Genomic DNA, 23,769 nt, shown 5'->3' on the forward strand with positions numbered 1-23,769 from the left:
TAGAATGATCCGTAGAAGCCGAAAATCGCCTGAAACCGTCGGTTTATTACAAGTTGCGTGGCTGCACGGGCATTTGCGGGTAGTGCTTTCGGTGTAAAGCAGGCCGGCAGAATGCGGCGGTGCATCAGAAAAAATGTGTGACGTCGTGTCACCGCAGGCCGGCACTTCCTGCGGGGGCGGAGCGGGGGTTTCGGCGAGCACGGCTCGCCGCCCGTGGAGCCGGTCGGCCATGCGGGGCCGACCGTGGGACGGCTCCTACGAAAAACCGCGACGATGTTGCCTTCCGTAGGAGCGGACCCTGTCCGCGATACGGACTTCGATCGCGCGATGCCGCACTTCGAAGACGGGAATCGCCTGCGGGGGCGGAGCGGGGGTTTCGGCGAGCACCGCTCGCCGCCCGCATAGCCGGTCGGCCATGCAGGGCCGACCGTGGGACGGCTCCTACGAAAACCGCGACGATGTTGCCCTTCGTAGGAGCGGACCCTGTCCGCGATCCGTACGTTGATCATGCGCTGCCGCATTTCGGAGACGGGAATCGCCTGCGGGGGCGGAGCGGGGGTTTCGGCGAGCACCGCTCGCCGCCCGTGGAGCCGGTCGGCCATGCAGGGCCGACCGTGGAACGGCTCCTACAAAAACCGCGACGCTGCTGCCCTTCGGAGCGGACCCCGTCCGCGATACGGACTTCGATCACGCGATGGCGCATTTCGAAGACCGCATCGCCTGCAGGGCAGGCTCCTACGAAAACCGCGATGGTGTTGCCGTTCGGAGCGGACCCTGTCCGCGATACGGACTTCGATCACGCGGTGCCGCATTTCGGAGACCGGAATCGCCTGCGGGGGCGGCGCGGGGGTTTCGGCGAGCACGGCTCGCCGCCCGTGGAGCCGGTCGGCCATGCAGGGCTGACCGTGGGATGGCTCCTACGAAAACCGCGACGGTGTTGCCTTTTCGCAGGAGCGGACCCTGTCCGCGATACGCGCGTCGATCATGCAATGCCGCATTTCTGAGACTGCGGTGTTTCGCCGTAATCCTCTACTTTTCCGGCCGGGACAGACTGTCTTCAAGGCGGTCGCGGTAGCCTTCGACGAGGTTTTCCAGCTTGACGCGACCGATCTGGGTGAAAGGCTCGGCCTGCCCCGCACGTTCGCCGAGCGAGCGGTCGCGCCAGCGATCGAGCATGTCGATGCCGGTCTGGTACAGGGCGACGTTGTCTTTCGTGCACTGGGCCAGCTGGCCGGTCAGCGATTCACCCTGGGTGCGCGCGCCCTGCAGTTCGCGTTCGGTTTTCTGCAGGGTGTCGCGGGTCTGTGCCAGATCGCGTTCGCGGTCGGCCAGCTGCTTGCGGGTCGCTTCGAGCTGCTGCGCCTGTGCTGCGGCAGCGATGCGCGCTTCTTCCAGTTCGCGCGCGAGTTGATCGGCCTTGCGCTGCGCACCGCTGGCGCGGCGCTTCGCGCTGGCGGCTTCTTCTTCCAGCTTGGGCAATTCGACTTCGGCCGCCTGCTTCAGCCGGTCGGCTTCGGCAGCCGCCTGCTGGCGCGCCTGCTGTTCGGCCGACAGTGCCTGCTGCAGCTGCTGCGCCTGGGCGCGCAGACGACGCAACTGTTCCTGCTCGCGCGAGGCCTGCTGCGCATGGACCGTGCTGGCGCAGAGCAGCGCGACCAGAAGAAAGCTCAGGGTCTTCACGGTCAGAACCTCACGTTCATGTCGACCATCAGCGTGTCGACCTTGAAGCGCTGACCGGTGATCGAAGCGTTCTGAGTCAGGTAGGTCATCGAATCGATGTTCTGCGCCGAATACCAGCGCAGACCTAAAGCGGTATCCCGATAAAGGCCGTAGCTGCCTCCGATGACGAAGCCCTTCAGGTTCGTTCCACCGAGGCCGAAATCGGAATCGGTAAAGGCATCGAGTACTGCGTCCGAACCGATGTACTTGTACGATGCAAAGGCCTGCCAGTCGTTGGCCAGGCGTACCAGCGGCATACCGACCTGCAGACGGACGTGATAGGCCGTGTCATCCCCATCGGTAAGCGCAAGACCGGTCCGGCGCAGGATGTCCGCACGATCAAAGCCCGTGTTCTTGACGTACTCGGCCGTGAACATCACGTGAACCGGGTCGTAGTGAGCGAGATCGGCGGCGACCGTCAGCACCCAGGGTTCGAATTTCGAAGCGAGACCCCAGTTGGGCTCGCTGTCCGATGTGTCGTTCACCGGGTCGTTCGTCTTGAACACGGTGTTGCCCTTGGCGCGGAAGCCATTTTCATAGGCGTAACGGCCGTAATCAGCGTCGGGCAGCAAAGTGTTCGGATTGAAACTCTGCACCCGGCCTTCCAGGTTGCCATAGCGGAACTTGGCAAGCCCGAAACGTAATCGGGTCTGGCTGTTCAAGTCGTAGTCCGCGCCAAGCTGCACACCCGCCAACCACCGCTTGTCAGCCGACGGCGGCGAATCGGCGCGCAGCGGGAACCAGCCTGCGGTCGCGAACGGGCGCAGTGTCGAAGATGGCCTGACATCGCGCAGGGTCGCTGCAACGCCTTCGAAATTGAGATCCTCATCCCACACCAGATCGGTGTTGAACCACGGATTCGGGATGCGTCCGCCCGAAGCACTGAACCACTCAACCGGATCGAGTTTGATGTAGGCGCGATCAACCAGGAAGTTGTACTTGTTGAAGTTGTTGCCAAGCGTCTGATTGGTCGACACCCGGTCTTCGCGGTTACCCGTCGCGACGCGCAAACCTGCGCTGACCGAATCATTGATCTTCGCCAGCACGCCGAGGCGCGCGCGAACCCGCAACCTGTTCACGTCGTCTTCAAGATTGTTCACCGGAACGCCATTGGAATCCACCTCGGCGCCCCCGGGATTCCGCGTGACGAAGGGATAGTCCTGGACGGCGCCGGTCGCGCCGGGATGAAGGCCGGTCAAGCCCAGGGTAGTGGTGTTGTCATCCCCGAGACGATCATCCTGATAGCGCACCCGGATATCACCCTCGATCTTGATGCGTTCGGTCCACTCCGGAATCGCGTTCGGCGTCGCCCAGCCTTCGCTGCGCGCCTGGGCCAGCACTTCCTGCTTCAGCTGGTCGCGGATTTCCGCCTTCACCGATTCGGGTACGTACTGCACGCGCACCGTGGTGTCCTTTTTTGCCCTGGCCACTGCCTTGGCAGTTTTGGCTTCGGCGGCCTTGACCAGCGCATCGGCCTTTTCGCGTGTCAGCACGCCGGTGTCGACCAGTGCATCGATCAGGTTGAGCGTGGTCTGGCGCAGCGTATCCAGCGTTTCCGCTTCACTGGCGTGCGCCGGCAGCGCGAACAGCGCGGCCAGTGCAACAGGGAGGAGGGATTTCTTCATGACATCGGTCCGGGATCTGTCTGGAATGGGTGGGCGGAGCGCTCGCGCGTTCAGCCGGTCAGCCGGTTGGTGATGCGCAGGCGGATCGGCTGCGGCATGTCGGCCGGTGGCGCGTCGCGGAAGGCGCGCATGTCGGCCAGCGCGGCCGACAGCGCACTGTCGGCCTTGTCGTCACCGGTGCTGTCGTCGAGCACGGCGCGCTGGATGCTGCCGTCACGGCCGAGCCACACCTTCACGACGACGCGGTAATCGATCTGCTTCACGTTGCGGTTGCGCGCGAGCTCGTCCTGGATGTGGCGCTGCAGCGCATTGGTGTAGAAGGCGTACTGCATGCGGCTGGGCTTGGCCGGGCCGCCGCCTATCGTGCTGCCGATGTCGCCACCCTTGTATTCATTGGTGACGTCGCCCGACGCGAACGCGCTCGGGCCGTCGCCGGCCGCACCTTCCATCTTCAGCTGCTCGGCCTGCTGCGGCGGCGCCTCGACCGGCTTGGGCTGCTCGACCTTGACGTCCTTCTGCTCCTTCGGCTCCGGCCGCTTTTCTTCACGCGGCGGTGGCGGGGGCGGCGGGGGCGTATCCGGAATGATGGAAATCTTCGTCACCTGACGGGCGGGTGCCGACGGCTTCGAAAACTGCGTCTTCAACCAGTAGCCGCCGTAGCCAACCATCCCCATGCCGGCCAGCGCCAGCAGGATGTTGCGCACGCGACGGCCGGTGCTGACGCCGTCGACCGAATCTTCTGCAAGTGCGCCCATCAGGTACCGATCCTGGACGTGATGAGGCCGACGTTTTCGATGCCCATGCGATTGACCAGATCGATTACCTCGATCACGCCGGCATAGGGTGCGCGGGCTTCGCCGCGGATCATCACGCTGAATTTCGGGTCGCGCGCCCGCACGGCATTGAGCTGGCCTTCGAGCTGGCCGAGCGTCACGCCGACACCATTGACCATCAGCGCGCCACTTTCCATCACCTGCACGATCTTGATTTCGTGCTGTTCGGTGCTCGGCTTGTTCGACGGCTTGGGCAGCGTCATCGTCAGCCCCTGCACGCCGGCAGTCGTCATCAGGATGAACACGACCAGCAGCACATACGCCAGGTCGAGCATCGGCGTGACGTTGATCGCGTCGTACGGCTTGGCTTCGGTATTGACCTGCATTACGCGTTCCGCTCCATGCCTAGCCTGCCGCCTTCTTGGTCACCAGGCCGACTTCGGTGATGTCCAGCCGCTTGCAGATTTCCAGCACGGCCGACACCTTTTCGAAGTGCGCGGCCGCGTCGCCCTTGAGCACCACGGGCAGCGCCGGGTTGGCACTCTTGTGCTGGGCAAGGCGGGTTTCGAGCATTGCCAGATCGACCGGATAGGCGTCGAGAAAAACATCGCCGGCAGCCGTGATCGTGATGGCTCGCGTCTGCGGTTTCGCCAGGCTGACGACCGTTTCGGTCACCGGCGCCTCGACCTTGATGCCCTGCACCGACGCCGTGGTCATGATGATGAACACCACCAGCAGCACGTACGCCAGGTCGAGCATCGGCGTGACGTTGATTTCGTCGTACGGCTGGTTGTCGTCCTTGACGTCGGCGGACATGTCAGCGCCGCCCGGCCGCCCGAAGGCGCTGAGCAGCCCCCGTGGGGGGCAGCGAACGAAGTGAGCGTGGGGGTCGCATTTTTCGCCTCTCAGCGGCCGTGCACTTCGGCGACGCGGGTGATGAACTCGTCGACGAAGATCTGCATGTCGGCGCTGATGTTCTTGATGCGCGACGCGAGGTAGTTGTAGCCGAACAGCGCCGGAATCGCGACCGCCAGACCGGCGACGGTGGCCAGCAATGCGGCGGCAATACCGGGCGCGATGGCGGTGACGTTCACGTCGCCGGCTGCCGCGATGGCCGCGAACACGATCATCACGCCGACCACCGTGCCGAGCAGGCCGAGGAAGGGGCCGCCGGAAATCGCGATGGTCAGCAACACCATGCGCGCGTTGAGCTTGTGCGATTCGCGCACCAGATCGGCATCGATGGCGGCCTTGATCGCGTCCATCGACGCGCCGGTCAGGCCGGCGGCTTCACCCTGGGTGTCGAATCGCTTGCGGATTTCGCGCAGCCCGGCGCCATACAGGCGGAACAGTGACGAATCACCATATGTTTCACCCTTGTCGAGCAGCAGGAAGTCATTGGCAGCCGTGCGGAAGCGATTGATGAAGCCGCGGTTGGCCTTGTCGATGCGCATCACCTGCATCGCCTTGTCCACCATGACCCAGGCGCTGATCAGGAACATGACACCGAGGATGATGATGACCACCCAGGCATCGACGGTCAGGTTGTCGACCAGCACCGCGAAGTGGCTGTGCCCCCCTTCCGATTCGGCCACCTCCTCGCGCACCGCGACGAAGGTCGCGTCAGCGCCCTGCCCCAACGCGGCAAGCTTGATCCAGTCCGGGCTGCGCGCGGTGTTCGCCAGCTGCACTTCGTCCAGTTCGCCGGTGTAGCCGTCGCCAATGACGACGTCGGCCTGCTCTGCGGTCAGCGCAACGTCGGCGCTGCCGGCCGGCTGACCATTGATGTAGAGGGTGGCCTTGCCGCCGCCGACCGTTGCCGCGACGTGCTGCCACACGCCCGGCTGCAGCGTGCCGCCGGCCAGTCGCGTGGCGCCGATGTTCAATGCCAGCGCGCTGTCTTCGATCTTCACGGTCAGTGCGCCCTGGCCGTACAGCGTCGCCTGCTGCGGCAGCGCGGCCGGCTTGATCCAGGCCGACATCGTCCAGGCGCCGCCTGCGGTCGTCGCCAGCGGTGCGCCCGCCGCCACCGTGATCGGCGTACCGCCGAAGATGGCAGCGTCGCCCAACAGCGCCGCCTTCTGGATCTGCACCGTCCCCTGCGCCATCAGCGCGCTGGCGGATGCATCGGCCAGCGGGGCGGCTTCTGAGAAGTGCCACACGCCGACGGTCGAGGCGTCATAGGTCTCCTTGCTGTCCTGTGCGCCGCCGACGGCTGCATTGCCGAAGTAGGCGTACAGCGTGGCTGGCGTGTCGCCGGCCGCGATCAGCGGCACCTGCACCCACAGCACGGCCAGTTCGTTCAGCGCATCAAAGCGTTCGATGTGGTGTTTCAGCACCGTCTTGTCGTCGGCGGTGACGAAGCGGATGTCCGAGCCATCGTCCTTCGCGCCCAGGAAGTCGAAATTCCCGCTGTGCAGGCGGATCGCCACCGGAATCGAGTTCTGCGGCGCGCTGATCGGCACGCCCGCGGCGCTGGTATCGAGCGTGACGGTGCGGCGGGCGGTCCACGCTTCGTCCCACCAGGCGTTGGCAAAAGAGGGGATGAGCGCCGCGAAGGCGCCGAGAGCAATCAGGGTTTTCATGGCAGGCGGGGATGAGTTCAGCGCCGATTGTCGGGGCCGAACATGTCCATGCCGTGACATGAAATATGGGCATTGATAGTCCGTTCGGACTATCCGGAACATCGTTTCCTGCTGCGCCGCATCACGGCTGGTGTCGCGTGCTCCGCTCACCAGAAGTGAAATGCGGGCCGATGACGGTCCGCGGGACGATGCGCCATTGCGACGGTTGCGCTGCACACCGGATCGCCCCGTCGGCGATCCGGTGTTGCAGACCGCATCAGATCGCCGAACGGTCCGCCGGCGCCTGCGCGCTGCGCATCGGCACCGCGCGCTCCGACGTGAAGCTGCGCAGCACGCCCGGCGCATAGGTCGACTCGTGGTTGATCACGAGACCGTCGAACGACTTGCCCGCCGGTGCCTGACTCAGCGCACGCAGATAGGCCGGGTCATACGTCGACTCGTGGGCCAGCACGTCGCGGGTCGCGGCACGCCCGCCCAGCGCGCCCTTGTCCGACAGGTTGCTCAGATAGCCGGGCTCGTAGATGGATTCATGGGTGGTCGTGCTGCCGGCAAACGAGGCGGCGGACACGGTCAGACCGGCAAACATCAGGACAGCGATCATCTTGTTCATGGCAAAGCTCCTTTGAGGTTGGGTATGCAGTCGCCCGGTTTCGGGTTGAGCGGTGTGCTCTCGACGCTTTCCTCTCAGCAGCATGCGTGCCAGTTGCAACGGGAAGACTTTTCTTTTTTAAAAACAATATCTTGAAAGATTAAAACTTCTTAGCCAGGAATACATAACCCCGCTAAATCCCGCGGATCCGCGATATTTCGCGGCATGAGCTGGCGACCTCGATTTTGCAACCTTGACGCTCGGCGGCGTGATTCGCCGCCGCGGGCCTTGTGTCTGTGATGCGCACGCCGATCGTGCGATCTCACGTGTTGTGAAACCGGGATCGCCTGCGGGAACGGAGCGGGAGTTTCGGCGAGCACGGCTCCTACGAAAAACCGCGACGATGTTGCCCTTCGTAGGAGCGGACCCTGTCCGCGATCCGGGCGTTGATCACGCGATGCCGCATTTCGGAGACCGGAATCGCCTGCGGGGCAGGCTCCTACGAAAACCGCGACGCTGTTGCCCTTCGGAGCGGACCCTGTCCGCGATGCGTACGTTGATCACGCGATGCCGCACTTCGAAGACGGGAATCGCCTGCGGGGGCTGAGCGGCGGTTTCGGCGAGCACCGCTCGCCGCCCGCATAGCCGGTCGGCCATGCAGGGCCGACCGTGGGACGGCTCCTGCGAAAACCGCGACGGTGCTGCCTTGCGTAGGAGCGGACCCCGTCCGCGATCCGTACGTTGATCACGCGATGCCGCACTTCGAAGACGGGAATCGCCTGCGGGGCAGGCTCCTACGAAAACCGCGACGATGTTGCCCTTCGTAGGAGCGGACCCTGTCCGCGATGCGTACGTTGATCGGGCGATATCTTGCTGCTAGCAAGCGAAAATCGACTGCAGCTTCCAGCCGAATGCCTCGGCCAGCCGCCCGAACGCTTCACCCGGATCGCATTGCAGCGTGATCGGATCACCGCTGACCGGATGCCGCAGTTGCATATATATACAGGCGAGCATCAGCCGGCTCACGCCCCAGGCGGACGCAAAATAGCGGTTGTGCACGCCCTTGCCGTGGGTCGAATCGCCGATTACCGGGTGGGCGATGTGATTCATGTGGCGCCGGATCTGGTGCGTGCGGCCGGTCAGCGGCAGCGCTTCGACCAGCGCATAGCGGCTGCTCGGGTAGCGATCGACCATGACTGGCAGTTCGACTGTCGCCAGCCGTCGGTATCGGGTCAGCGCCGGCTGCACCTCGACGGGTTCGGCGCCCTCACGCGCCGCGCGCGGGTCGATTGCGTCGATCACGCGACGCAGCGGATGGTCGATGACGCCCGCCTCCGACGGATGGCCGCGCACCAGCACGAGGTAGCGCTTGTCCGGCGTGTGTTGCGCGAACTGGTCCGCCAGCGCATGCGCCGACACCGCGTCGAGCGCGAACACCAGCACCCCCGACGTGCCGCGGTCCAGCCGGTGCACCGGCCACACGCGTTGGCCGATCTGGTCGCGCAGCCGCTGCACTGCAAATTCGGTTTCGTGCCGATCGAGCGCGGTGCGGTGCACCAGAAGGCCGGACGGCTTGTTGATCGCGACCATGACGTCGTCGCGATAGATGATTTCAAGCGGAATGTCGGGCAGGGAGACAGTCACGGACAGGTCTGTTCGGGTCGTCGGAGAGGCGGCGCATCATCGCATGCGATTGCACTGCAGCATCGATTGGGGAGAGCGAACGCGCGAGCGGTGCTAGATTGAAGTTCTGACTTCTGAACGCATCATCTGCCAGGAGGACTGTCATGAACGACGTAGACGTCAATCAGTACATCGTCGATCTCACCAATCACTCGAACCGGCTGCGCCTCGAGTCGGCCGTGCCGGGCCGCCAGATGAAGGTGGTGCTGCGGCATGCGCGCGACCCGTCTCAGCCGACTGTCCACGGTGCCGGTCTGGTCAGCGCCGACAAGAGAGTGTTTTCGATCGATGTCGTCACGCCGGCCGGCGTACACAGGCTTTCACACAACTGGCCTGAACTGAGCGCCGAACTGGCGAACTTTTCGGAAGTTGATTGAGCCGCATCGGACTGGACCACACGCGGTTGCGCCGCACTTGGCCGGCCCGTCGCTGACGGCGCGGCCGCGGCTCAGGACTTCGAATTTGACGCGGACCGGAGCCCGACCGGCAGGCCAAGTGCGCGCCAACCGTCGAGACCCAGCTTTTCCAGCGTGTCGATGTTGCGCTCGTAGATGCTTTCCGCTTCCGGGAAAGCGTCAACCGCGCGCGTGACACTGGCTTCGCGCAGCAGGTGGATGGTCGGGAACGGTGCCCGGTTGGTGAAGTTGCCGATGTCGTCCGGCTCGGTGTCGGCGAACTGCCACAGCGGATGGAAGGCAGCGACCTGCAGCACGCCTTCGTGCCCATGCTCGGTCACCGCGTCGTCGACCAGATCGAGCACGTCGTTGAAATCGAGAAAATCCTCGAGCAACGATGCATGCATGATCAGGGTGGTGTCCACCTGCTGCGGATCGGCTGCGGCGAGAAACTCGATCTCGCGGTCAATATCCTCCAGATAGCCATCCAGGTGCGTCGCTTCGCTGACCACATAACGCACCTGTTCCTTCACATACACCGCCTTGGCGAACGGGCACAGGTTGAGGCCGATCACGGCCTTCTCCAGCCAGTCGCGCGTCGCGGCGATCACTTCGTCCGCTGACGGCTTCGTTGTCTCGTCCGTTGTTTCGTCCGTAGTTTTGTTCTTCGTCATGCGGTGAAACCTTCGATCAGGAATTGTTCGATCGGCGCGGTCTGCGCGGTGTCCATGAACATCGGCGCGTGTCCGACGCCGGCAATCTCGAGCGTGCGCGCCTTCGGTCCGCGCGCCGCCATCTGCGCCAGCGTGTCGCGCGTCAGCAGATCCGATTCGGCGCCGCGCACGCACAGCGTCGGGCAACGGATCGCCTCATACAGATTCCACAGTTCGATGTCGCCCAGGAACAGCATGCCCTGCATCGGCTTGGCGATATCCGGGTCATAGCCCATTTCGAAGGCGCCGCCGGCCGTCGGCCGCGTCGAATGCACCGTGAGATGGCGCCACTGCGCGTCGGTCAGCGGCCCGAACGGCGCGCTGACCGCACGGATGTACCGGTCGGCCTCGTCCAGGCTGGCGAACTTCGGCGCCTTGCCGACGTACTCCGCGATGCGCCGAAGACTCACCGAGGTGACCACCGGTCCGACGTCGTTCAGCACCATGCGGGTGATCGGCGACTGCGGCAGCGCAGCCAGCGCCATGCCGATCAGGCCGCCCATCGAGGTACCGAACCAATGCACCTCTTCGACGCCGAGGCGCGCGATCAGCGTCACCATGTCGCCGACGTACTGCGGCACGCCGTAATTCGCGGCGTCCGGCAGCCAGTCGCTGCGACCGCGTCCGACCACGTCAGGGCACACCACGCGGTAGTGCCGGGCGAGCTGCTGCGCGAGAAAGTCGAAGTCGCGCCCGACCCGGGTCAGTCCGTGCACGCACACCAGCACGCGCGGATTCGCCGGGTCGCCCCATTCCGCATAAGCCATGTGATGCAGCCCTTTCGGATTGGCGCACTGCACGCGGTGCAGACGCGGCGCTGCGTCGCGTGGTGCGGGCGGCGCGCTGCCTAACCACGCCGATATCCGGTCAAACAGTCCCATCACGGTCCTTCGGGTTGAACAGGAAACCGATTGTGCCAGTAGCGCGCGTTGATCTCGCGGCTGAGCTTGCGGTGGATGCCGTCTGCGGTGAAATCGAATGCCACGGCACCGTGGAGGTCGCTGCGCCACTGGGCAGTTCCCTGGTCGGCATAGCGTGCCTGCACCTTCGGATGCGGGTGATTGAAGCGGTTGCGGTAGCCGACGGCGTGCACAACATCGCTGGCGTCGACCGCCTCCACGAAGGCTTCCGTCGACGACGTGCGGCTGCCGTGATGCGGGCTCACCAGCAGATCGGCGGCCAGCGGCGCAGCCGCCTTGAGCAGCGCCGCTTCACCGTCGGCCAGCACATCGCCGGTGATCAGGGCTGAACCGTGGACGCTGTCGACGCGCAGCACGCACGACAACGCGTTGCTGCTGCGCGCGCCAAGTGCGACGGCACCGGGCGGCGGATGCAGCATCGAAAACTGTACGCCATCCACCGTCCAGCGCTGGCCGGCTGCGCAGTCCCGCGTGTCGGGCCGCACCAGACGCAGCCCGTCGTGCGCCGGCACCGACGACAGCACCTCGCCCACCGGCAGGCCGGCGAGCAACGATGCGGCGCCACCTGAATGATCGCTGTCGGCGTGGCTGACGATCAGGGTGTCGAGTTGCCGCACACCGATCGCCCGCAGATAGGGCAGCACGAGCCGCCCGCCGGCATCGGCTTCCACGCCGTAGCGCGGGCCGGTGTCGAACAGCAGGTCGTGCTGCGCGGTCTGCACATGCACGGCCAGTCCCTGACCGACGTCGAGCACGACCACCCGCATGTCGCTGGCGGCCGGCCGGGTGTCCGGCGTCATGAAGAGCGGCAACATCAGCGGCACGGCGAGCACACGTCCGGGCCAGCCGCGCGGCGCGAGCAGATTCGCGGCACCGAGCATGCCGCACGCGACCGCCCAACCTGACGGCGCTGCGGCATGCCACAGCACCCAGTCGGGCGCGACCAGCCCCTGCACCGCCCACATCAGCCCGGTGGTCAGCGCATGCGCCAGCCACAGCAGCGCGTCGAGCGGCAGCACGATGGCGATCAGCACCAGTGGCGTGATGACCACGCTGACCAGCGGAATCGCGAACAGGTTGATCAGCGGCGACACGAGCGACACCTGACCGAACAGCGCCATCATCGGCGGCGCCAGGCCGAGCGTGATCGCGGCCTGTGCGCCGAGCCAGCTGCGCACCGGATGCGGCGGTCCCAGATGGCCGGCGGCCGCGTAGAACAGCAGCGCCACCGCGCCGAACGACAGCCAGAAGCCGGGGTTCATCACCGCCATCGGGTGCAGCGGCAACACCACACACACGGCCAGTGCAAGCGCATTGAACGGTGACGAGAAACGCCCGGCCAGCAACGCCACCCCGGCGACCGCCAGCATGATCAGCGTGCGCTGCGCCGGAATGCCGAAACCAGCCAGCGCGCAGTAGGCGGTGGCGGCCATCAATCCGGCGACGAGGCCTGCGCGCTGCGCGGCACAGCGCAGTGCCAGCGCGGGCACCCGGCGCCAGAGCGCCGACAGCAACAGACCGGACAGTGCGGCGACCATCGTGACGTGCAATCCGGAGATCGACACCAGATGCGTCAGGCCGGCGCGCTCGAACAGGTCCCAGTGTGCCGGCGGGATCGCCCGCTGGTCGCCGATCGCCAGCGCGATCAGCACGCCGGCCCATCGCCACGGCGGCACTTCGGCCAGCGCGTCGTCGTGCATCACCGCCGTGAAACGCGATCGCACCGCGTCGCGCTGTGCATCGATCCATGCGGTGAGCCCGCCCGCCCGAACGGCGATCAGCCGCTGCGCCTGTCGTCCTTCGCCGCCGGCACGCACATGGCCGGTCGCGCCGATGCCGCGCTCGAACAGCCAGGCTTCGTAGTCGAAGCCGTGCGGATTCATGTTGCCGTGCGGCCGCTTCAGGCGTACGCGCAGCTGCCAGCGGCTGCCGGCCTGCAACTGCGGGGTCGCTTCCGCTGCCGGCGAATCCGCGTCGCGACTGTCGTACCAGGTCAGGGCGATTCTTTGCGGCACGCCGGACGGCGCCTGTTCGACCGCCAGATCGAAGCGCTGGCCGCGCTCCACCCGCTGCGGCAGCCCCGCGATCACGCCAATCAGGTCGATGTCCTGCCCTTCCAGCGCGTGCGACAGACGGTCGGCCAGCGCGACATGCCCTGTTGCGCTGGCCCACACGAAGGCGGCCAGTGCAACCGAGACGCAGAGGGCGCTGTCGGATGCAGCGCGCGTGAGTCGGGTCGAAGCGACCAGCGCCAGCAGCAGCGAAAGGGCCGACAGGCCGTAAAGCATGGCGGGCACGGGCAGCAAAGCCTGCTGCTGGGCGAGCCAGGTACCGGCAACAAGCGAAAGCGCGACGGGCAGGATCATGACGATCGATTATCCCGTCACGCGTCCCGGAAGTCATTCGAACCACACCATTGCCATGCCGTCACGACGGCAGCGGATAATCCGCTCCGATGAAAAAAATCTTCCGGAAATACATCCCCGACACGGAAACCCTGCGCTGCAATCGCTGGCTGGCACCCTTTGCCGACTGGCTCGGCCATCCCAGGCTGTGGCACCTGAACCGCCACAGCTGCGCGGGCGGCGTCGCGGTCGGGCTGTTCGCCGGACTGATTCCGGGGCCGCTGCAGATGCTGGGGGCCGCCGGGCTGGCGGTACTGCTGCGCGTGAACCTGCCGCTGTCGATGGCCGTCACCTTCTACAGCAACCCGCTGACCATCGTGCCGCTGTACGCCTTCGCGTGGGGCTACGGCCGGCTGGTGATGCCGCTGCTCGGCCTGACCATGCCACCCGGCGCCACCTTCCACGCGCCGCACATCCCGGACGGTGCCGGATTCGGCGGCTGGATCCGCGCCTTGTTCGACTGGGTGATGGCGCTGGGCGAGCCGCTGCTGATCGGCCTGCCGCTGCTGGCAGTGACGCTGGCCGCGATCGGTTACGTCACTGTGCTGGGCCTGTGGCGCTGGCACCTGATACGCAGCTGGCGCGCGCGGGCGCAGCGGCGCAAGGCGTAATCATGACGACGTGCGCGGCACCCCCGTGTTCCCCTACCCGCAAGAGGGACACTGGGCGCGGCGGGAACGAAGCGGGAGTGCCGGCGCCATCAGGCCCTGGAATCGGCCCCGTCAAGAAACGAAGTGGAGACTGGCATGACCCTGACCGTTGAAAAACTCGATGTCTACATGCAGTTCAAAGGTGACCTCGATGGTCGCACGCGCAGCGCGCCCACCGCATCGCGGCAGGCGCTCAGTGACGACGAGTGGTATCTGATCGACGACCTGCTGATGCAGCTTGGCAATGTGCACGCCGGCCACGCCTCGGCTGGCTTCATTGCCCGGCTGGAGGCGCGACTGCAGTCGGTCACCGCTGACGAAGCAACGCGCGACACCTTGCGCGCCCTCGCACGCCGAACCGCCTGAAACCGCAGGCGCCGCCACCTTGCACCTTGCCTCTTGTGCCTTGATTCTGCCTAAAACCGGCCGTCCACCAGCCGCACGATGCGGTCCGCCCGTGCGGCGAGCCGCTCGTCGTGCGTGACGATGACGAAGCTGGTGCCGCGCGTGCGGCTCAGCGTCAGCATCAGGTCGAACACGCCGTCGGCGGTCTTGCTGTCGAGATTGCCGGTCGGCTCGTCGGCCAGCACGCAGGCCGGCTGGGTGACCAGCGCGCGCGCGATCGCCACGCGCTGGCGTTCGCCGCCGGACATTTCGCCCGGCTGATGGTCCACCCGGTGCGCCAGCCCGACGTCGGCCAGCATGGCCGCGGCGGCTTCGCGCGCCTGCGGCCGTGACTGGCGGCGGATCATCAGCGGCATCGCGACATTGTCGAGCGCGGAGAACTCGGCCAGCAGATGATGGAACTGGTAGACGAAGCCCAGCGAGCGGTTGCGCAGCGCGCCGCGCGCCGCCTCGCCCAGCGTCGAATACTGCTGGCCGAGCAGCGACACGCTGCCCGCAGTCGGCGTGTCCAGCCCGCCCAGCAGGTGCAGCAAGGTGCTCTTGCCCGATCCGCTGGCGCCGACGATGGCCACGCGCTCGCCGCGCAGCACCGCCAGATCGACGCCGGACAGCACGGGCACCTCGACCTTGCCCTGATGGAACACCTTGGTCAGTCCCTCGCACTTCAGCACGGCTTCATTCATAGCGCAGTGCCTCCGCCGGCTGCACGCGCGACGCGCGCCAGCTCGGATAGAGCGTCGCGGCCAGTGTCAGCAGGCCGCCGATGACGGTCACCGTCAGCACGTCGGACCACAGGATTTCCGACGGCAGCTCGGGAATGAAATACACCTCGGCCGACCACAGCGACACACCGGCGATGGCTTCGATGGCCGGCACCACGACGTCGAGATTGGACGCCAGCGCCACACCGCCGGCCACGCCGAGCAGCAGGCCGCCGCCGCCGATGATGGCGCCCTGCACGATGAACACCGCCATCATGCTGGCCGGGCTGGCACCCAGCGTGCGCAGGATGGCGATGTCCGCCTGCTTGTCGGTCACCACCATGATGAGCATGGACACGATGTTGAACGCCGCCACGGCGACTATCAGCATCAGGATGATGAACATCATGTTCTTCTCGATCGCGATGGCGCGGAAGAAATTGGCGTGCTGGCGCGTCCAGTCGCCGACCAGCAGACCGTCGCCCGACATCTGCGCGTGCAGATCGCGCGCCACGCGCGGCGCGTCGAACAGGTCGCCCAGCTTGAGCCGCACGCCCGACACGCGGTCTTCCATCCGGTACAGCGTCTGCGCGTCCTGCATGTGGATCAGCGCCAGACTGGCGTCGTACTCGAAATGCCCGGCCTCGAACACGCCGACCACCGTGAATTGCTTCAGCCGTGGCAGCACCGCCGCCGGCGTCACCAGACCCTGCGGCGCGATCAGCGTCACCTTTTCGCCGACCTGCACGCGCAGCGCGCGCGCCAGTTCGATGCCCAGCACCACGCCGAAGCCGCCCGGCTGCAGATCGGCAAGATTGCCGGCGCGCATGTGCTGACTGAAATCGGCGACGCCATCTTCGGCCGCCGGCAGCACGCCGCGCACCATGGCGCCGCGCACCGTCTGGTCGAAGCTCAGCATGGCCTGCTCGCTGACATAGGGGGCTGCGGCCTTCACGTCGGTGTTCTGCAACGCGCGATCGGCCACCTGCTGCCAGTCGGTCAGTTCGTTGTCGTAGCCGGTGATCTGCACGTGTGACGCCACGCCGAGGATGCGGGTGCGCAACTCCTTCTGGAATCCGTTCATCACCGACAGCACCGTGATCAGCGCTGCAATGCCCAGCGCCAGACCGAGCGTGGAAATCAGGGAAATGAAGGAAATGAAGCCGTTGCGCCGTTTCGCCCGCACATAGCGCAGGCCGAGCAGGATTTCATAGTTCATGGGGCAAGGATGGTACCGGTATCGGCGAGAGCGCGTCGTCCGCATCCGCTGACACCGCGAGCGAAATGGTTGCCCGGATGCGACGCTGCGGAGGGGAGCCGAGGGAGAGCGCTGCGCGCGGCCGCCCCACAGTCAGCGTTCCGGGGACCGTCAGGCCCGTTCGCCGCCGGCATCCGACAGGGTGCGCGCGAACAGCCTGTGCAATGGGCCGCGCGCAGCATCGGCGCCGTCCATCTGCGCGCGCACGATGGCGCCTTCGATGGCCAGCAGCAGGTCGGCCGCCACGTCTCCGGGACAGGCCAGGCCGGCGTCTTCACACTGCTGTTCGATGCGTGCGGCCAGCGCGCGCTTGTGCATCACGGTCATGGCCGGGGCGTCGGATCCCGCTTCGGCGTGACCGTTGATGAAGGCGCAGCCGCGGAAGCCGGGGCTGCGGAACCAGTCATCGAGTGCATCGGGCAGCGCAGCGAGCCCGTCGCGCGGCGAACTCGACCCGCCGAGCCGACCTTCCAGCCAGGCCATCCAGCGCGCATGGCGCAGGTCGAGGTAGGCGTCGATCAACGCCTGCTTGGAAGGAAAGTGACGGTAGAAGGACATCTTGGCCACGCCCGACTCGGCGATGATGCGGTCGATGCCGGTGGCGCGCAGACCATGCCGGTAGAACAGCCGGTAGGCCGTTTCGAGCACGCGGGTGCGCGCGTCCTGCTCCGGCAGCGGGCCGGAGCCGGCGAGGTCGTCGAGGGTGAAAGTCATCTTCGCATGTTGACAGACAGACCTGTCTTGTTCAAGCATGTAGACAGATCTGTATCCCCGTCCTTTTTCCAACCCTGCCCGATGGAGCCCGCCATGACCGACGCCCCCCGCCCGCCGCTGCCGCCCTTCACCGCCGACACCGCCGCACAGAAGGTGCGCGCCGCCGAAGACGGCTGGAACAATCGCGACCCGCACAAGGTGTCGCTCGCCTATACGCCGGACAGCCGCTGGCGCAACCGCTCGGAATTCATCAACGGACGCGCCGGCATCGTCGATTTCCTGACCCGAAAGTGGGCGAAGGAACATGAGTACCGGCTGATCAAGGAACTGTGGTGCACCGGTGGCAACCGCATCGCGGTGCGTTTTGCCTACGAATGGCTCGACGCCGACGGCCAGTGGTTCCGTTCCTACGGCAACGAGAACTGGGAATTCGACGAGCGCGGCCTGATGGCGCGCCGCCACGCCAGCATCAACGACCTGCCGATCAGCGAATCCGATCGCCTGTTCCGCTGGCCGCAGGGCCGTCGGCCGGACGACCATCCGGGGCTGAGCGAACTCGGACTCTGATTCTTCACTGACTTTCCGTTGGTTCGGCAACCTGACGGTGGCGCGCCCGGGCCGCCGTCAGGGATACTGCACGCCTCTGTCACCACGCACCGTCACCCATGTCCAGCCTGCTTTTCCAGCCCTATGCGCTCGGCCCGCTGCAGCTCCCCAACCGCATCGTCATCGCACCGATGTGCCAGTACTCGGCGCAGGACGGCTGCGCCACTGACTGGCACCTGATGCATCTGGGACAGATGGCGCTGTCCGGCGCCGGCCTGCTGATCATCGAAGCGTCGGCGGTCGAGCCGGAGGGCCGCATTTCGGCCGAGGACCTCGGTCTTTGGTCGGACGCCAACGAAGCCGCGCTGGCGCGCGTGCTCGACACGGTGCGCGCACATTCGGCCATGCCGATCGCCATCCAGATCGGCCACGCCGGCCGCAAGGCATCGGTCGCACGACCGTGGGAAGGCGGCGCGCAGATACCTCCATCGGCCGGAGGCTGGCAGACCGTGGCGCCGTCAGCGCAGCCGCATGCGCCGGGCGAACATCCACCGGTCGCCCTTGATGCGGCGGCACTCCAGCGCATCCGCACTGCATTCGCCGACACGGCCCGTCGCGCGGCGCGACTCGGGCTGGACGCGATCGAAGTGCACGCCGCGCACGGCTATCTGCTGCACCAGTTCCTGACGCCGCTTGCCAATACACGCAGCGACGAGTACGGCGGCTCGCTGGACAACCGCATGCGCTTCCCGCTTGAAGTGTTCGATGCCGTGCGCGCCGCCTTTCCGGCCGGAAAGCCGGTCGGTGTGCGCATCTCCGCCAGCGACTGGGTGGACGGCGGCTGGGATGTCGATCAGAGCGTCGCCTTCACGCAGGCGCTGAAGGCGCGCGGCGCGGCCTGGATCCACGTGTCGAGCGGCGGCGCCTCGCCGCTGCAGCAGATTCCGGCGGTGCCCGGCTATCAGGTCGCTTTCGCCGAACGCATCAAGCGCGACGGCGGCCTGCCGACCATCGCAGTCGGCCTGATCACCGAGGCGGAACAGGCTGAAGCCATCCTCGCCAGCGGTCAGGCCGACCTGATCGCACTCGCCCGCGCCATGCTGTACGACCCCCGCTGGCCCTGGCACGCCGCCGCGAAACTGGGCGCGCAGGTCGACGCCGCACCCCAGTACCTGCGCTGCCAGCCAAGGGAATACAAGACACTGTTCCGCTGAAGGGTGCGATAGCGGGCTGCCGGAAAGCTGGAGTTTCGCTGCAGGTAGCGTGCCTGGGGAGCGGTCCTTGTGGGAGCGGCAGCCTCGCCGCGAGCGGCGGTTTCAGCTCAGTACCCGCGTTCCCGACGCAGCACGAACGCACTCGCCATCACGATCGTCAGCGCGAGCCAGGCGAACGCCTGCGGATTACGCCAGTCGGCGAGCCAGGCGACGGCGCTGCCGAGCACCGCGACGGCGGCGAACAGCGGCGCTTCCGGCAGAGGGGGCAAGGGCGCCAGCCGGGCCCAGGCGTTGGCCAGACCCCACTGCACGGCCGGCAGCAGGAACAGCAGGAAGGGGAAGTCACGATAGCGGCCGTCAACAGCCAGCAGCAGGCCGCTGAATGCGAGCCCGAACAGCAGCACCCGTGCCGCAAGGCGCACCGCCTCGCCGGGGCGACCGTGCAGTGTCCAGGGCAGCGCGGCCCACATCAGCCAGCCGACCGCTGCAATGCTCCCCATGGCGGCCCATTCGAGCGGACTGCGACAGGCCAGCGCGAGATAGTCGAACTGCAGCGGTGCGATGACGCCGGCCAGCACGCCGGACACGGCGAACGCGACCGTCGCGGCGGGTCGGCGCACGCGGCCGAGCGTCGACAGCACGAGCGCCAGCGCCAGACCGGCGGCGCCGCCTACCAGCGGTTGCGGCCCGTCCACCCGCGCAGCGAGCGGCCCCTGCCAGGCAAACTTGGCCTGGCCGTCCGAATCGAGCAGACCCCAGAACCCGCCCACCGTGCCCTCCAGCCGGCGCTTCCACGGCTGGTCGAAAGCTTCGATCAGGTTGTACTGCCAGCCGTGCGTGTGCGCGGCGATGACGAATTCGCGCAGGTAGCGTGCCTGCTCGAGCACCCCGGGTCGTGCGCCATCGCGCTGCTTGCCCACGCTGGGCCAGCCGGTTTCACCGATCAGCAGCGGCTTGTCGAAGGCGGCATCGACCGTCTTCATCACGTCCTCGACGTGGGCGATCGCGCGATCGATCGGCTGCGGCTCGTCTTCCCAGTAGGGCAGAACATGCACGGTGACGAAATCGACCGACTGCGCGAGGCTCTTGTTCATCAGCCAGAACTCCCACACGTCGGCGTAGGTGACCGGCACATTCGTCGCCGCCTGCGCGCGTTCGATATAGATGCGCATGGCGTCCGGCGTCTGTTCGCGTCGCAGCAGCACTTCGTTGCCGACGATCAGGCCGCGCACCACGTCCGGATGACGGTTGGCCAGTTCGATGGCCTGAGCCAGTTCGCGGTCGTTCTTCGCCGCATCACCGCCTATCCAGGCACCCAGCAGCACCTTCAGGCCGTGCTTGCCGGCCAGCTCCGGCACATGGTGCAGGCCTTGATCGACCGAATACAGCCGCACGCAGCCGGAGATTTCGGCCAGTCGCGCCAGATCGGCGTCTATCCGCTCGCGCGTGACCCGGAAGTCCGGTTGCAGCGGCGATTCACCCGGGCGGTAATAGGGCGCGTAGGACACGCACTGGAGCGGACCGAAGTCCGCCGGCACGTCGGCCAGCGGCTGCGCCACATTGCGCTGCCACAGCCAGACCGCCAGCAGCACGAGGGCAAGGAAGTGGACAAGCGCATAACGCACCCAGCGCGGCGCGGGACGGTTCATTTCTTCAGTGACCGGTCACGCGGCCTGGGCCTGCGCCGGCAGCGGCTCGGCTTTTTCCGGCAACTGCGCAATGAACTGGCAGCCCACGGCGGCGAGGTAGGGCAGCGACTGCAGACCCAGCATGGTCACCCACAGCACGACTTCGATGTTCTGTGTACCGCGCAGCATGATCATGGCCCAGGCGGCGGCGATCAAGGCCAGCAGCAGATACGTTTCCTCACGGATCGGCTGGAAGAACTGGGCCAGACCACTTTCGCCCCTGCCCTTGGCGGTGCGCAGGAACACACCGCGCTTGTGCGTCAGTCCGGCCATCACGCCGCGTGCGATCGAGTGCGACAGACCGAGGCTGACCAGCGACGCACCGGCAATGTCGGCCCACGGGCAATCCATCGCGCGCCGGTAGAGGATCGGGCCCATCGCCGCCTTGGCGACAAGCAGACCCAGTACCGGCGCCAGCATGATGGTGACCGGCAACGAAAACAGCTTGGGCCAGATCAGCATGGCCGCCGTCCAGGCGATGGCACCCATGGCGAACACCAGTTGCAGCGCGTCGCCGAACCACGAGAACCAGCCGGTGATGAAGTGATAGCGCTGGCCGCTGTCGAGCTTGCTGCGACCGAACAGCGAACGCCAGTGGCCCTTCAGGATCTGCATCGCGCCGAAAGCCCAGCGGAAGCGCTGCGACTTCAGGGCAGCAAAGCTGGCCGGCGTCAGGCCGCGGCCGAATACGCGGTCGATGTAGCGCAGTTCGTCGCCGTTTTCGAGCAGGCGCAGACCCAGCTCGGTGTCTTCGCAGATGCACCACTCCGACCAGTTGCCCGAGCTTTCCAGGCGCGAACGGCGCACCAGCGTCATCGTGCCGTGCTGGATCAGCGCATTGCGCTCGTGGCGATGGTGCATGCCGATGCGGAAGAAGCCTTCGAACTCCCAGTTGCACATGCGGCGGAACGGGTGACGTTCCCATTCGCGGTGCGCCTGCGGCGCCTGCACCACGGCGACCTTTTCATCATGGAAGTGCGGAATCAATGCACTGAGCCAGTCCGGCGTGACCACGTAATCGGCATCGACCACGCCGACCACGGTGGCCCGCGGGTCCGTCTGCTTCAAGCCGAAATTCAGCGCACCCGCCTTGAAGCCGGGCCACGGCGACAGATGGAAGAAGCGGAAGCGTGGCCCCAGTTCGGCCATGCGCGCCTCGACCGGCTTCCACAGCGCCTCGTCCTTGGTGTTGTTGTCGATCACCAGCACCTCGAAGTTCTGGTAGTCCATGGCCGCCAGACTGTCGATGGTGGCGATCACCATTTCCGGCGGCTCGTTGCAGCAGGCCAGATGCACCGACACGAACGGCTGGCGCTCGGGCGGCAGCGGCTCGGCCGCCTTGTAGGCGCGACGCCAGCGCGCCTTGAAGAACACCTCGGCGAATTCGAAGCCATTGGTCAACAGCACGCCCGCCGTCAGCATGACGCCGAACACCAGACCGATCAGCGCCGTGAGATCGCGCAGCGTGAAGTAATAGTCTGCCGGCAGCCGGGCCGAAATGACGATGGCGGTGACGCAGGCCTGCACCAGTACGCACATCCACAGCAGGCCGAACATGCTCATGCCCCGCTGTGCCAGACACAGCAGCAGCATCGGGACCAGCGCAAACACGGTGGCCACGACCGCGTCGTCGATCCAGCCACTGTTGCGGTCCACGCTGCCTTCGAGCGGGAACTTCAACTGTCGGTCGGCATTGAACATGCCCCAGTAGGCGCCGGCCCAGCCTTCGATTTCGATCTTCCACGGCTGGTCGTAGGCTTCGATCAGGAAGTAGTCCAGGTTCTTGCACAGCGAGCGGTACAGGAATTCGCGCACGAAGCGCGCCTGGTTCTCTTCCGAGGCCACGGCGGCCTGGATGGTCGGCCCCTTGCTCGGCCAGCCGATTTCACCGATCAGGATGGGCTTGCCCGGAAAGGCATCGAGCAGTTCCTGGTAGCGCGCCATCGCGTAATCGACCGCCTTGTCTGCTGGCAAGCCTTCGTGATACGGCAGCAGGTGCACGGCGAGGTAGTCGACGTGATTGGCCAGTTCGGGGTTTTTCAGCCACACATGCCAGGGCTCGGCGGTGGACACCGGCAGATCGGTCGCCTCGCGCACCTCGCTCAGGTACTCGATCATTTCCGGCATCGTCACATCGGCGCGCAGCAGTGCTTCGTTGCCGACCATCAGCCGGTCGATGTTGCTGTGCAAGCGGGCGTCGGCCAGCAGCGCACCAATTTCGCGCCGGTTGCGCAGCTTGTCGCTATCGATCCACGCGCCGGCCGTGACCTTCAGGTCGTTCCGGCCGGCCAGGTCCGACACTTCCGGGTTTTCGGTCGAGTTGTAGGTACGGATGCGGTGGGCGATGCCACCCAGTTGCACGAGGTCCTGCGCAATCTCTTCGTAAGAGGGGTAGATGCCGCGCAGCGGCGTCTGGTCACGGCGGTAGGGGCTGTACGAAAATCCGTCGATGTAATCGAGCGGTTCGACCACGCTGACCGGCCGGTTCATCACCGCCCACAGGCCGAAGTGGACCGCGGCAACGCCGCCCGCCACGAACAGCGCCATCAGTATCCGGGCGAGCGAAATATGTCTTTTCATGCGCGGTGTGCGACCGCGCCATGAAGCGTCGGACGCGGAATTTCCGGTAAGGTTGGGGTCTGCACAACTCGCCATTCTGCCGCGTTGTACATGTCTGCGAACGACCCGTTGTTGCAGCGCGGCGATGCTAACACAGCGAAAATCCGTTGCCCTGCGGCGACGGACTCCGCCTACACTCCCCCGCCCATGAACCGACACCTGTTTCACCGCAACGCGCCGCTCACCGGCCTGATCGTCGCCTTCGCCGCCGCCGTCGCGGCCAGCGCGGCGCTGCGTTACGGGTTGATGGAATCCGACGCGCTGCATGGCTTGTGCGCGGCAACGAGCGACGACTGGCGCTGCGCTGCAAGGCGCTACGCGCCGCAGCTGTTCATCGACCAGCGCATCGGCTGGCTGGCGCTGGCGTCCGGCGCACTGGCCGTGGCGACGCGCATCCCCGCGCTGACGGCACTGGCTGTGGTCAGCGGCGGCGCCGGCCTGATCCTGTACAGCGCCGATTACGCCGCCGCCGGACTGCTGCTCGGTCTGGTCGCGCTGACCTCGACCCGGTCACGGCGCAACAGCGCGCACTGAGTGCGCGGCGCAATTGTTAACAGCGCGTAAACC

22 protein-coding genes are annotated in these 23,769 nt (G+C 66.3%); 6 read left to right on the forward strand and 16 right to left on the reverse strand.

Features of this window, described 5'->3' with window-relative positions; translation table 11 throughout:
- Nucleotides 1-1,029 precede the first annotated feature (1,029 nt).
- The 8 genes from Q8Q80_RS15945 to Q8Q80_RS15980 form a co-directional block, all read right to left on the reverse strand.
- Nucleotides 1,030-1,680 (reverse strand): hypothetical protein, encoded by a 651-nt coding sequence (locus Q8Q80_RS15945; RefSeq protein ID WP_305633868.1) that lies wholly within the window; start codon nt 1,678-1,680, stop codon nt 1,030-1,032.
- Nucleotides 1,681-1,682: 2 nt separating this feature from the next.
- Nucleotides 1,683-3,344, reverse strand: coding sequence for a putative porin (locus tag Q8Q80_RS15950; protein ID WP_305633869.1), 1,662 nt, complete (start codon nt 3,342-3,344; stop codon nt 1,683-1,685).
- A 50-nt stretch (nt 3,345-3,394) separates the two neighbouring features.
- The gene (locus Q8Q80_RS15955) at nt 3,395-4,099 is read right to left on the reverse strand and encodes a TonB C-terminal domain-containing protein (protein WP_305633870.1); all 705 of its coding nucleotides are present in this window, start codon (nt 4,097-4,099) and stop codon (nt 3,395-3,397) included.
- Nucleotides 4,099-4,503 carry a biopolymer transporter ExbD gene (locus tag Q8Q80_RS15960; RefSeq protein ID WP_305633871.1) on the reverse strand — a complete coding sequence of 135 codons (405 nt, stop codon included), beginning with the start codon at nt 4,501-4,503 and terminating at the stop codon, nt 4,099-4,101. The genes Q8Q80_RS15955 and Q8Q80_RS15960 overlap by 1 nt, the downstream gene beginning before the upstream one ends.
- Nucleotides 4,504-4,522: 19 nt before the next feature.
- A complete protein-coding gene (locus Q8Q80_RS15965; protein ID WP_069038000.1) occupies nt 4,523-4,933 on the reverse strand; it encodes a biopolymer transporter ExbD in 411 nt (136 codons plus the stop codon).
- A gap of 89 nt (nt 4,934-5,022) precedes the next feature.
- Nucleotides 5,023-6,702: a DUF2341 domain-containing protein gene (locus tag Q8Q80_RS15970; protein WP_305633872.1), complete on the reverse strand. Its 1,680-nt coding sequence runs from the start codon at nt 6,700-6,702 to the stop codon at nt 5,023-5,025.
- A 256-nt stretch (nt 6,703-6,958) separates the two neighbouring features.
- Complete coding sequence (locus Q8Q80_RS15975) at nt 6,959-7,312, reverse strand: hypothetical protein (protein WP_305633873.1); 354 nt, start codon at nt 7,310-7,312, stop codon at nt 6,959-6,961.
- A gap of 855 nt (nt 7,313-8,167) precedes the next feature.
- Nucleotides 8,168-8,935: a pseudouridine synthase gene (locus tag Q8Q80_RS15980; protein ID WP_305633874.1), complete on the reverse strand. Its 768-nt coding sequence runs from the start codon at nt 8,933-8,935 to the stop codon at nt 8,168-8,170.
- 143 nt (nt 8,936-9,078) lie between these two features.
- Here Q8Q80_RS15980 and Q8Q80_RS15985 point away from each other — a divergent pair, with 143 nt between their 5' ends.
- A complete protein-coding gene (locus Q8Q80_RS15985; RefSeq protein WP_305633875.1) occupies nt 9,079-9,351 on the forward strand; it encodes a hypothetical protein in 273 nt (90 codons plus the stop codon).
- Nucleotides 9,352-9,422: 71 nt separating this feature from the next.
- Here Q8Q80_RS15985 and Q8Q80_RS15990 read toward each other — a convergent pair whose 3' ends face one another.
- From Q8Q80_RS15990 to Q8Q80_RS16000, 3 genes are read right to left on the reverse strand one after another with little or no spacing between them, the layout of a single operon-like run.
- Nucleotides 9,423-10,043 (reverse strand): DUF1415 domain-containing protein, encoded by a 621-nt coding sequence (locus Q8Q80_RS15990; RefSeq protein ID WP_305633876.1) that lies wholly within the window; start codon nt 10,041-10,043, stop codon nt 9,423-9,425.
- On the reverse strand, nt 10,040-10,963 hold the full coding sequence (locus Q8Q80_RS15995; protein ID WP_305633877.1) for an alpha/beta fold hydrolase: 924 nt from the start codon (nt 10,961-10,963) through the stop codon (nt 10,040-10,042). The genes Q8Q80_RS15990 and Q8Q80_RS15995 overlap by 4 nt, the downstream gene beginning before the upstream one ends.
- A complete protein-coding gene (locus Q8Q80_RS16000) occupies nt 10,963-13,368 on the reverse strand; it encodes a DNA internalization-related competence protein ComEC/Rec2 (RefSeq protein ID WP_305633878.1) in 2,406 nt (801 codons plus the stop codon). The genes Q8Q80_RS15995 and Q8Q80_RS16000 overlap by 1 nt, the downstream gene beginning before the upstream one ends.
- A gap of 89 nt (nt 13,369-13,457) precedes the next feature.
- Here Q8Q80_RS16000 and Q8Q80_RS16005 point away from each other — a divergent pair, with 89 nt between their 5' ends.
- Both Q8Q80_RS16005 and Q8Q80_RS16010 read left to right on the forward strand, forming a co-directional pair.
- Nucleotides 13,458-14,018 (forward strand): DUF2062 domain-containing protein, encoded by a 561-nt coding sequence (locus tag Q8Q80_RS16005; RefSeq protein WP_305633879.1) that lies wholly within the window; start codon nt 13,458-13,460, stop codon nt 14,016-14,018.
- A 135-nt stretch (nt 14,019-14,153) separates the two neighbouring features.
- Nucleotides 14,154-14,423, forward strand: coding sequence for a hypothetical protein (locus tag Q8Q80_RS16010; RefSeq protein WP_305633880.1), 270 nt, complete (start codon nt 14,154-14,156; stop codon nt 14,421-14,423).
- Nucleotides 14,424-14,473: 50 nt separating this feature from the next.
- Here the strand turns inward: Q8Q80_RS16010 and lolD are convergent, their stop codons facing one another.
- From lolD to Q8Q80_RS16025, 3 genes are all read right to left on the reverse strand, one after another.
- A complete protein-coding gene (gene lolD, locus Q8Q80_RS16015) occupies nt 14,474-15,145 on the reverse strand; it encodes a lipoprotein-releasing ABC transporter ATP-binding protein LolD (RefSeq protein WP_305633881.1) in 672 nt (223 codons plus the stop codon).
- Nucleotides 15,138-16,382, reverse strand: coding sequence for a lipoprotein-releasing ABC transporter permease subunit (locus tag Q8Q80_RS16020; protein WP_305633882.1), 1,245 nt, complete (start codon nt 16,380-16,382; stop codon nt 15,138-15,140). The genes lolD and Q8Q80_RS16020 overlap by 8 nt, the downstream gene beginning before the upstream one ends.
- 150 nt (nt 16,383-16,532) lie before the next feature.
- Entirely contained in the window at nt 16,533-17,135 is a 603-nt protein-coding gene (locus Q8Q80_RS16025; protein ID WP_305633883.1) for a TetR/AcrR family transcriptional regulator, read from the reverse strand.
- A gap of 93 nt (nt 17,136-17,228) precedes the next feature.
- Between Q8Q80_RS16025 and Q8Q80_RS16030 the strand changes: the two genes are divergently transcribed.
- Nucleotides 17,229-17,702: a nuclear transport factor 2 family protein gene (locus tag Q8Q80_RS16030; RefSeq protein WP_305633884.1), complete on the forward strand. Its 474-nt coding sequence runs from the start codon at nt 17,229-17,231 to the stop codon at nt 17,700-17,702.
- A gap of 98 nt (nt 17,703-17,800) precedes the next feature.
- Entirely contained in the window at nt 17,801-18,895 is a 1,095-nt protein-coding gene (locus tag Q8Q80_RS16035; protein WP_305633885.1) for an NADH:flavin oxidoreductase/NADH oxidase, read from the forward strand.
- Nucleotides 18,896-19,002: 107 nt separating this feature from the next.
- Here Q8Q80_RS16035 and Q8Q80_RS16040 read toward each other — a convergent pair whose 3' ends face one another.
- Complete coding sequence (locus Q8Q80_RS16040) at nt 19,003-20,544, reverse strand: glucan 1,3-beta-glucosidase (RefSeq protein ID WP_305633886.1); 1,542 nt, start codon at nt 20,542-20,544, stop codon at nt 19,003-19,005.
- 15 nt (nt 20,545-20,559) lie between these two features.
- Complete coding sequence (locus Q8Q80_RS16045; protein ID WP_305633887.1) at nt 20,560-23,163, reverse strand: glycosyltransferase; 2,604 nt, start codon at nt 23,161-23,163, stop codon at nt 20,560-20,562.
- 186 nt (nt 23,164-23,349) lie between these two features.
- Between Q8Q80_RS16045 and Q8Q80_RS16050 the strand changes: the two genes are divergently transcribed.
- Nucleotides 23,350-23,736 carry a hypothetical protein gene (locus Q8Q80_RS16050; protein WP_305633888.1) on the forward strand — a complete coding sequence of 129 codons (387 nt, stop codon included), beginning with the start codon at nt 23,350-23,352 and terminating at the stop codon, nt 23,734-23,736.
- Nucleotides 23,737-23,769: the final 33 nt, after the last annotated feature.

It is taken from the genome of Methyloversatilis sp. (assembly GCF_030698125.1).
In the GTDB taxonomy this organism is placed as follows: domain Bacteria; phylum Pseudomonadota; class Gammaproteobacteria; order Burkholderiales; family Rhodocyclaceae; genus Methyloversatilis.

Excerpts from the sequence above, each read along its gene's own strand:
- Q8Q80_RS16035 (WP_305633885.1), top strand. The coding sequence starts at position 17,801 with ATGTCCAGCCTGCTTTTCCAGCCCTATGCGCTCGGCCCGCTGCAGCTC.
- Q8Q80_RS16050 (WP_305633888.1), top strand. The coding sequence starts at position 23,350 with ATGAACCGACACCTGTTTCACCGCAACGCGCCGCTCACCGGCCTGATC.
- Q8Q80_RS16005 (WP_305633879.1), top strand. The coding sequence starts at position 13,458 with ATGAAAAAAATCTTCCGGAAATACATCCCCGACACGGAAACCCTGCGC.
- lolD (WP_305633881.1), bottom strand. The coding sequence starts at position 15,145 with ATGAATGAAGCCGTGCTGAAGTGCGAGGGACTGACCAAGGTGTTCCAT.
- Q8Q80_RS15985 (WP_305633875.1), top strand. The coding sequence starts at position 9,079 with ATGAACGACGTAGACGTCAATCAGTACATCGTCGATCTCACCAATCAC.
- Q8Q80_RS15965 (WP_069038000.1), bottom strand. The coding sequence starts at position 4,933 with ATGTCCGCCGACGTCAAGGACGACAACCAGCCGTACGACGAAATCAAC.
- Q8Q80_RS16010 (WP_305633880.1), top strand. The coding sequence starts at position 14,154 with ATGACCCTGACCGTTGAAAAACTCGATGTCTACATGCAGTTCAAAGGT.
- Q8Q80_RS15955 (WP_305633870.1), bottom strand. The coding sequence starts at position 4,099 with ATGGGCGCACTTGCAGAAGATTCGGTCGACGGCGTCAGCACCGGCCGT.
- Q8Q80_RS16040 (WP_305633886.1), bottom strand. The coding sequence starts at position 20,544 with ATGAACCGTCCCGCGCCGCGCTGGGTGCGTTATGCGCTTGTCCACTTC.
- Q8Q80_RS16000 (WP_305633878.1), bottom strand. The coding sequence starts at position 13,368 with ATGATCCTGCCCGTCGCGCTTTCGCTTGTTGCCGGTACCTGGCTCGCC.
- Q8Q80_RS15950 (WP_305633869.1), bottom strand. The coding sequence starts at position 3,344 with ATGAAGAAATCCCTCCTCCCTGTTGCACTGGCCGCGCTGTTCGCGCTG.
- Q8Q80_RS16025 (WP_305633883.1), bottom strand. The coding sequence starts at position 17,135 with ATGACTTTCACCCTCGACGACCTCGCCGGCTCCGGCCCGCTGCCGGAG.
- Q8Q80_RS16030 (WP_305633884.1), top strand. The coding sequence starts at position 17,229 with ATGACCGACGCCCCCCGCCCGCCGCTGCCGCCCTTCACCGCCGACACC.
- Q8Q80_RS16020 (WP_305633882.1), bottom strand. The coding sequence starts at position 16,382 with ATGAACTATGAAATCCTGCTCGGCCTGCGCTATGTGCGGGCGAAACGG.
- Q8Q80_RS16045 (WP_305633887.1), bottom strand. The coding sequence starts at position 23,163 with ATGAAAAGACATATTTCGCTCGCCCGGATACTGATGGCGCTGTTCGTG.
- Q8Q80_RS15990 (WP_305633876.1), bottom strand. The coding sequence starts at position 10,043 with ATGACGAAGAACAAAACTACGGACGAAACAACGGACGAGACAACGAAG.
- Q8Q80_RS15970 (WP_305633872.1), bottom strand. The coding sequence starts at position 6,702 with ATGAAAACCCTGATTGCTCTCGGCGCCTTCGCGGCGCTCATCCCCTCT.
- Q8Q80_RS15960 (WP_305633871.1), bottom strand. The coding sequence starts at position 4,503 with ATGCAGGTCAATACCGAAGCCAAGCCGTACGACGCGATCAACGTCACG.
- Q8Q80_RS15975 (WP_305633873.1), bottom strand. The coding sequence starts at position 7,312 with ATGAACAAGATGATCGCTGTCCTGATGTTTGCCGGTCTGACCGTGTCC.
- Q8Q80_RS15995 (WP_305633877.1), bottom strand. The coding sequence starts at position 10,963 with ATGGGACTGTTTGACCGGATATCGGCGTGGTTAGGCAGCGCGCCGCCC.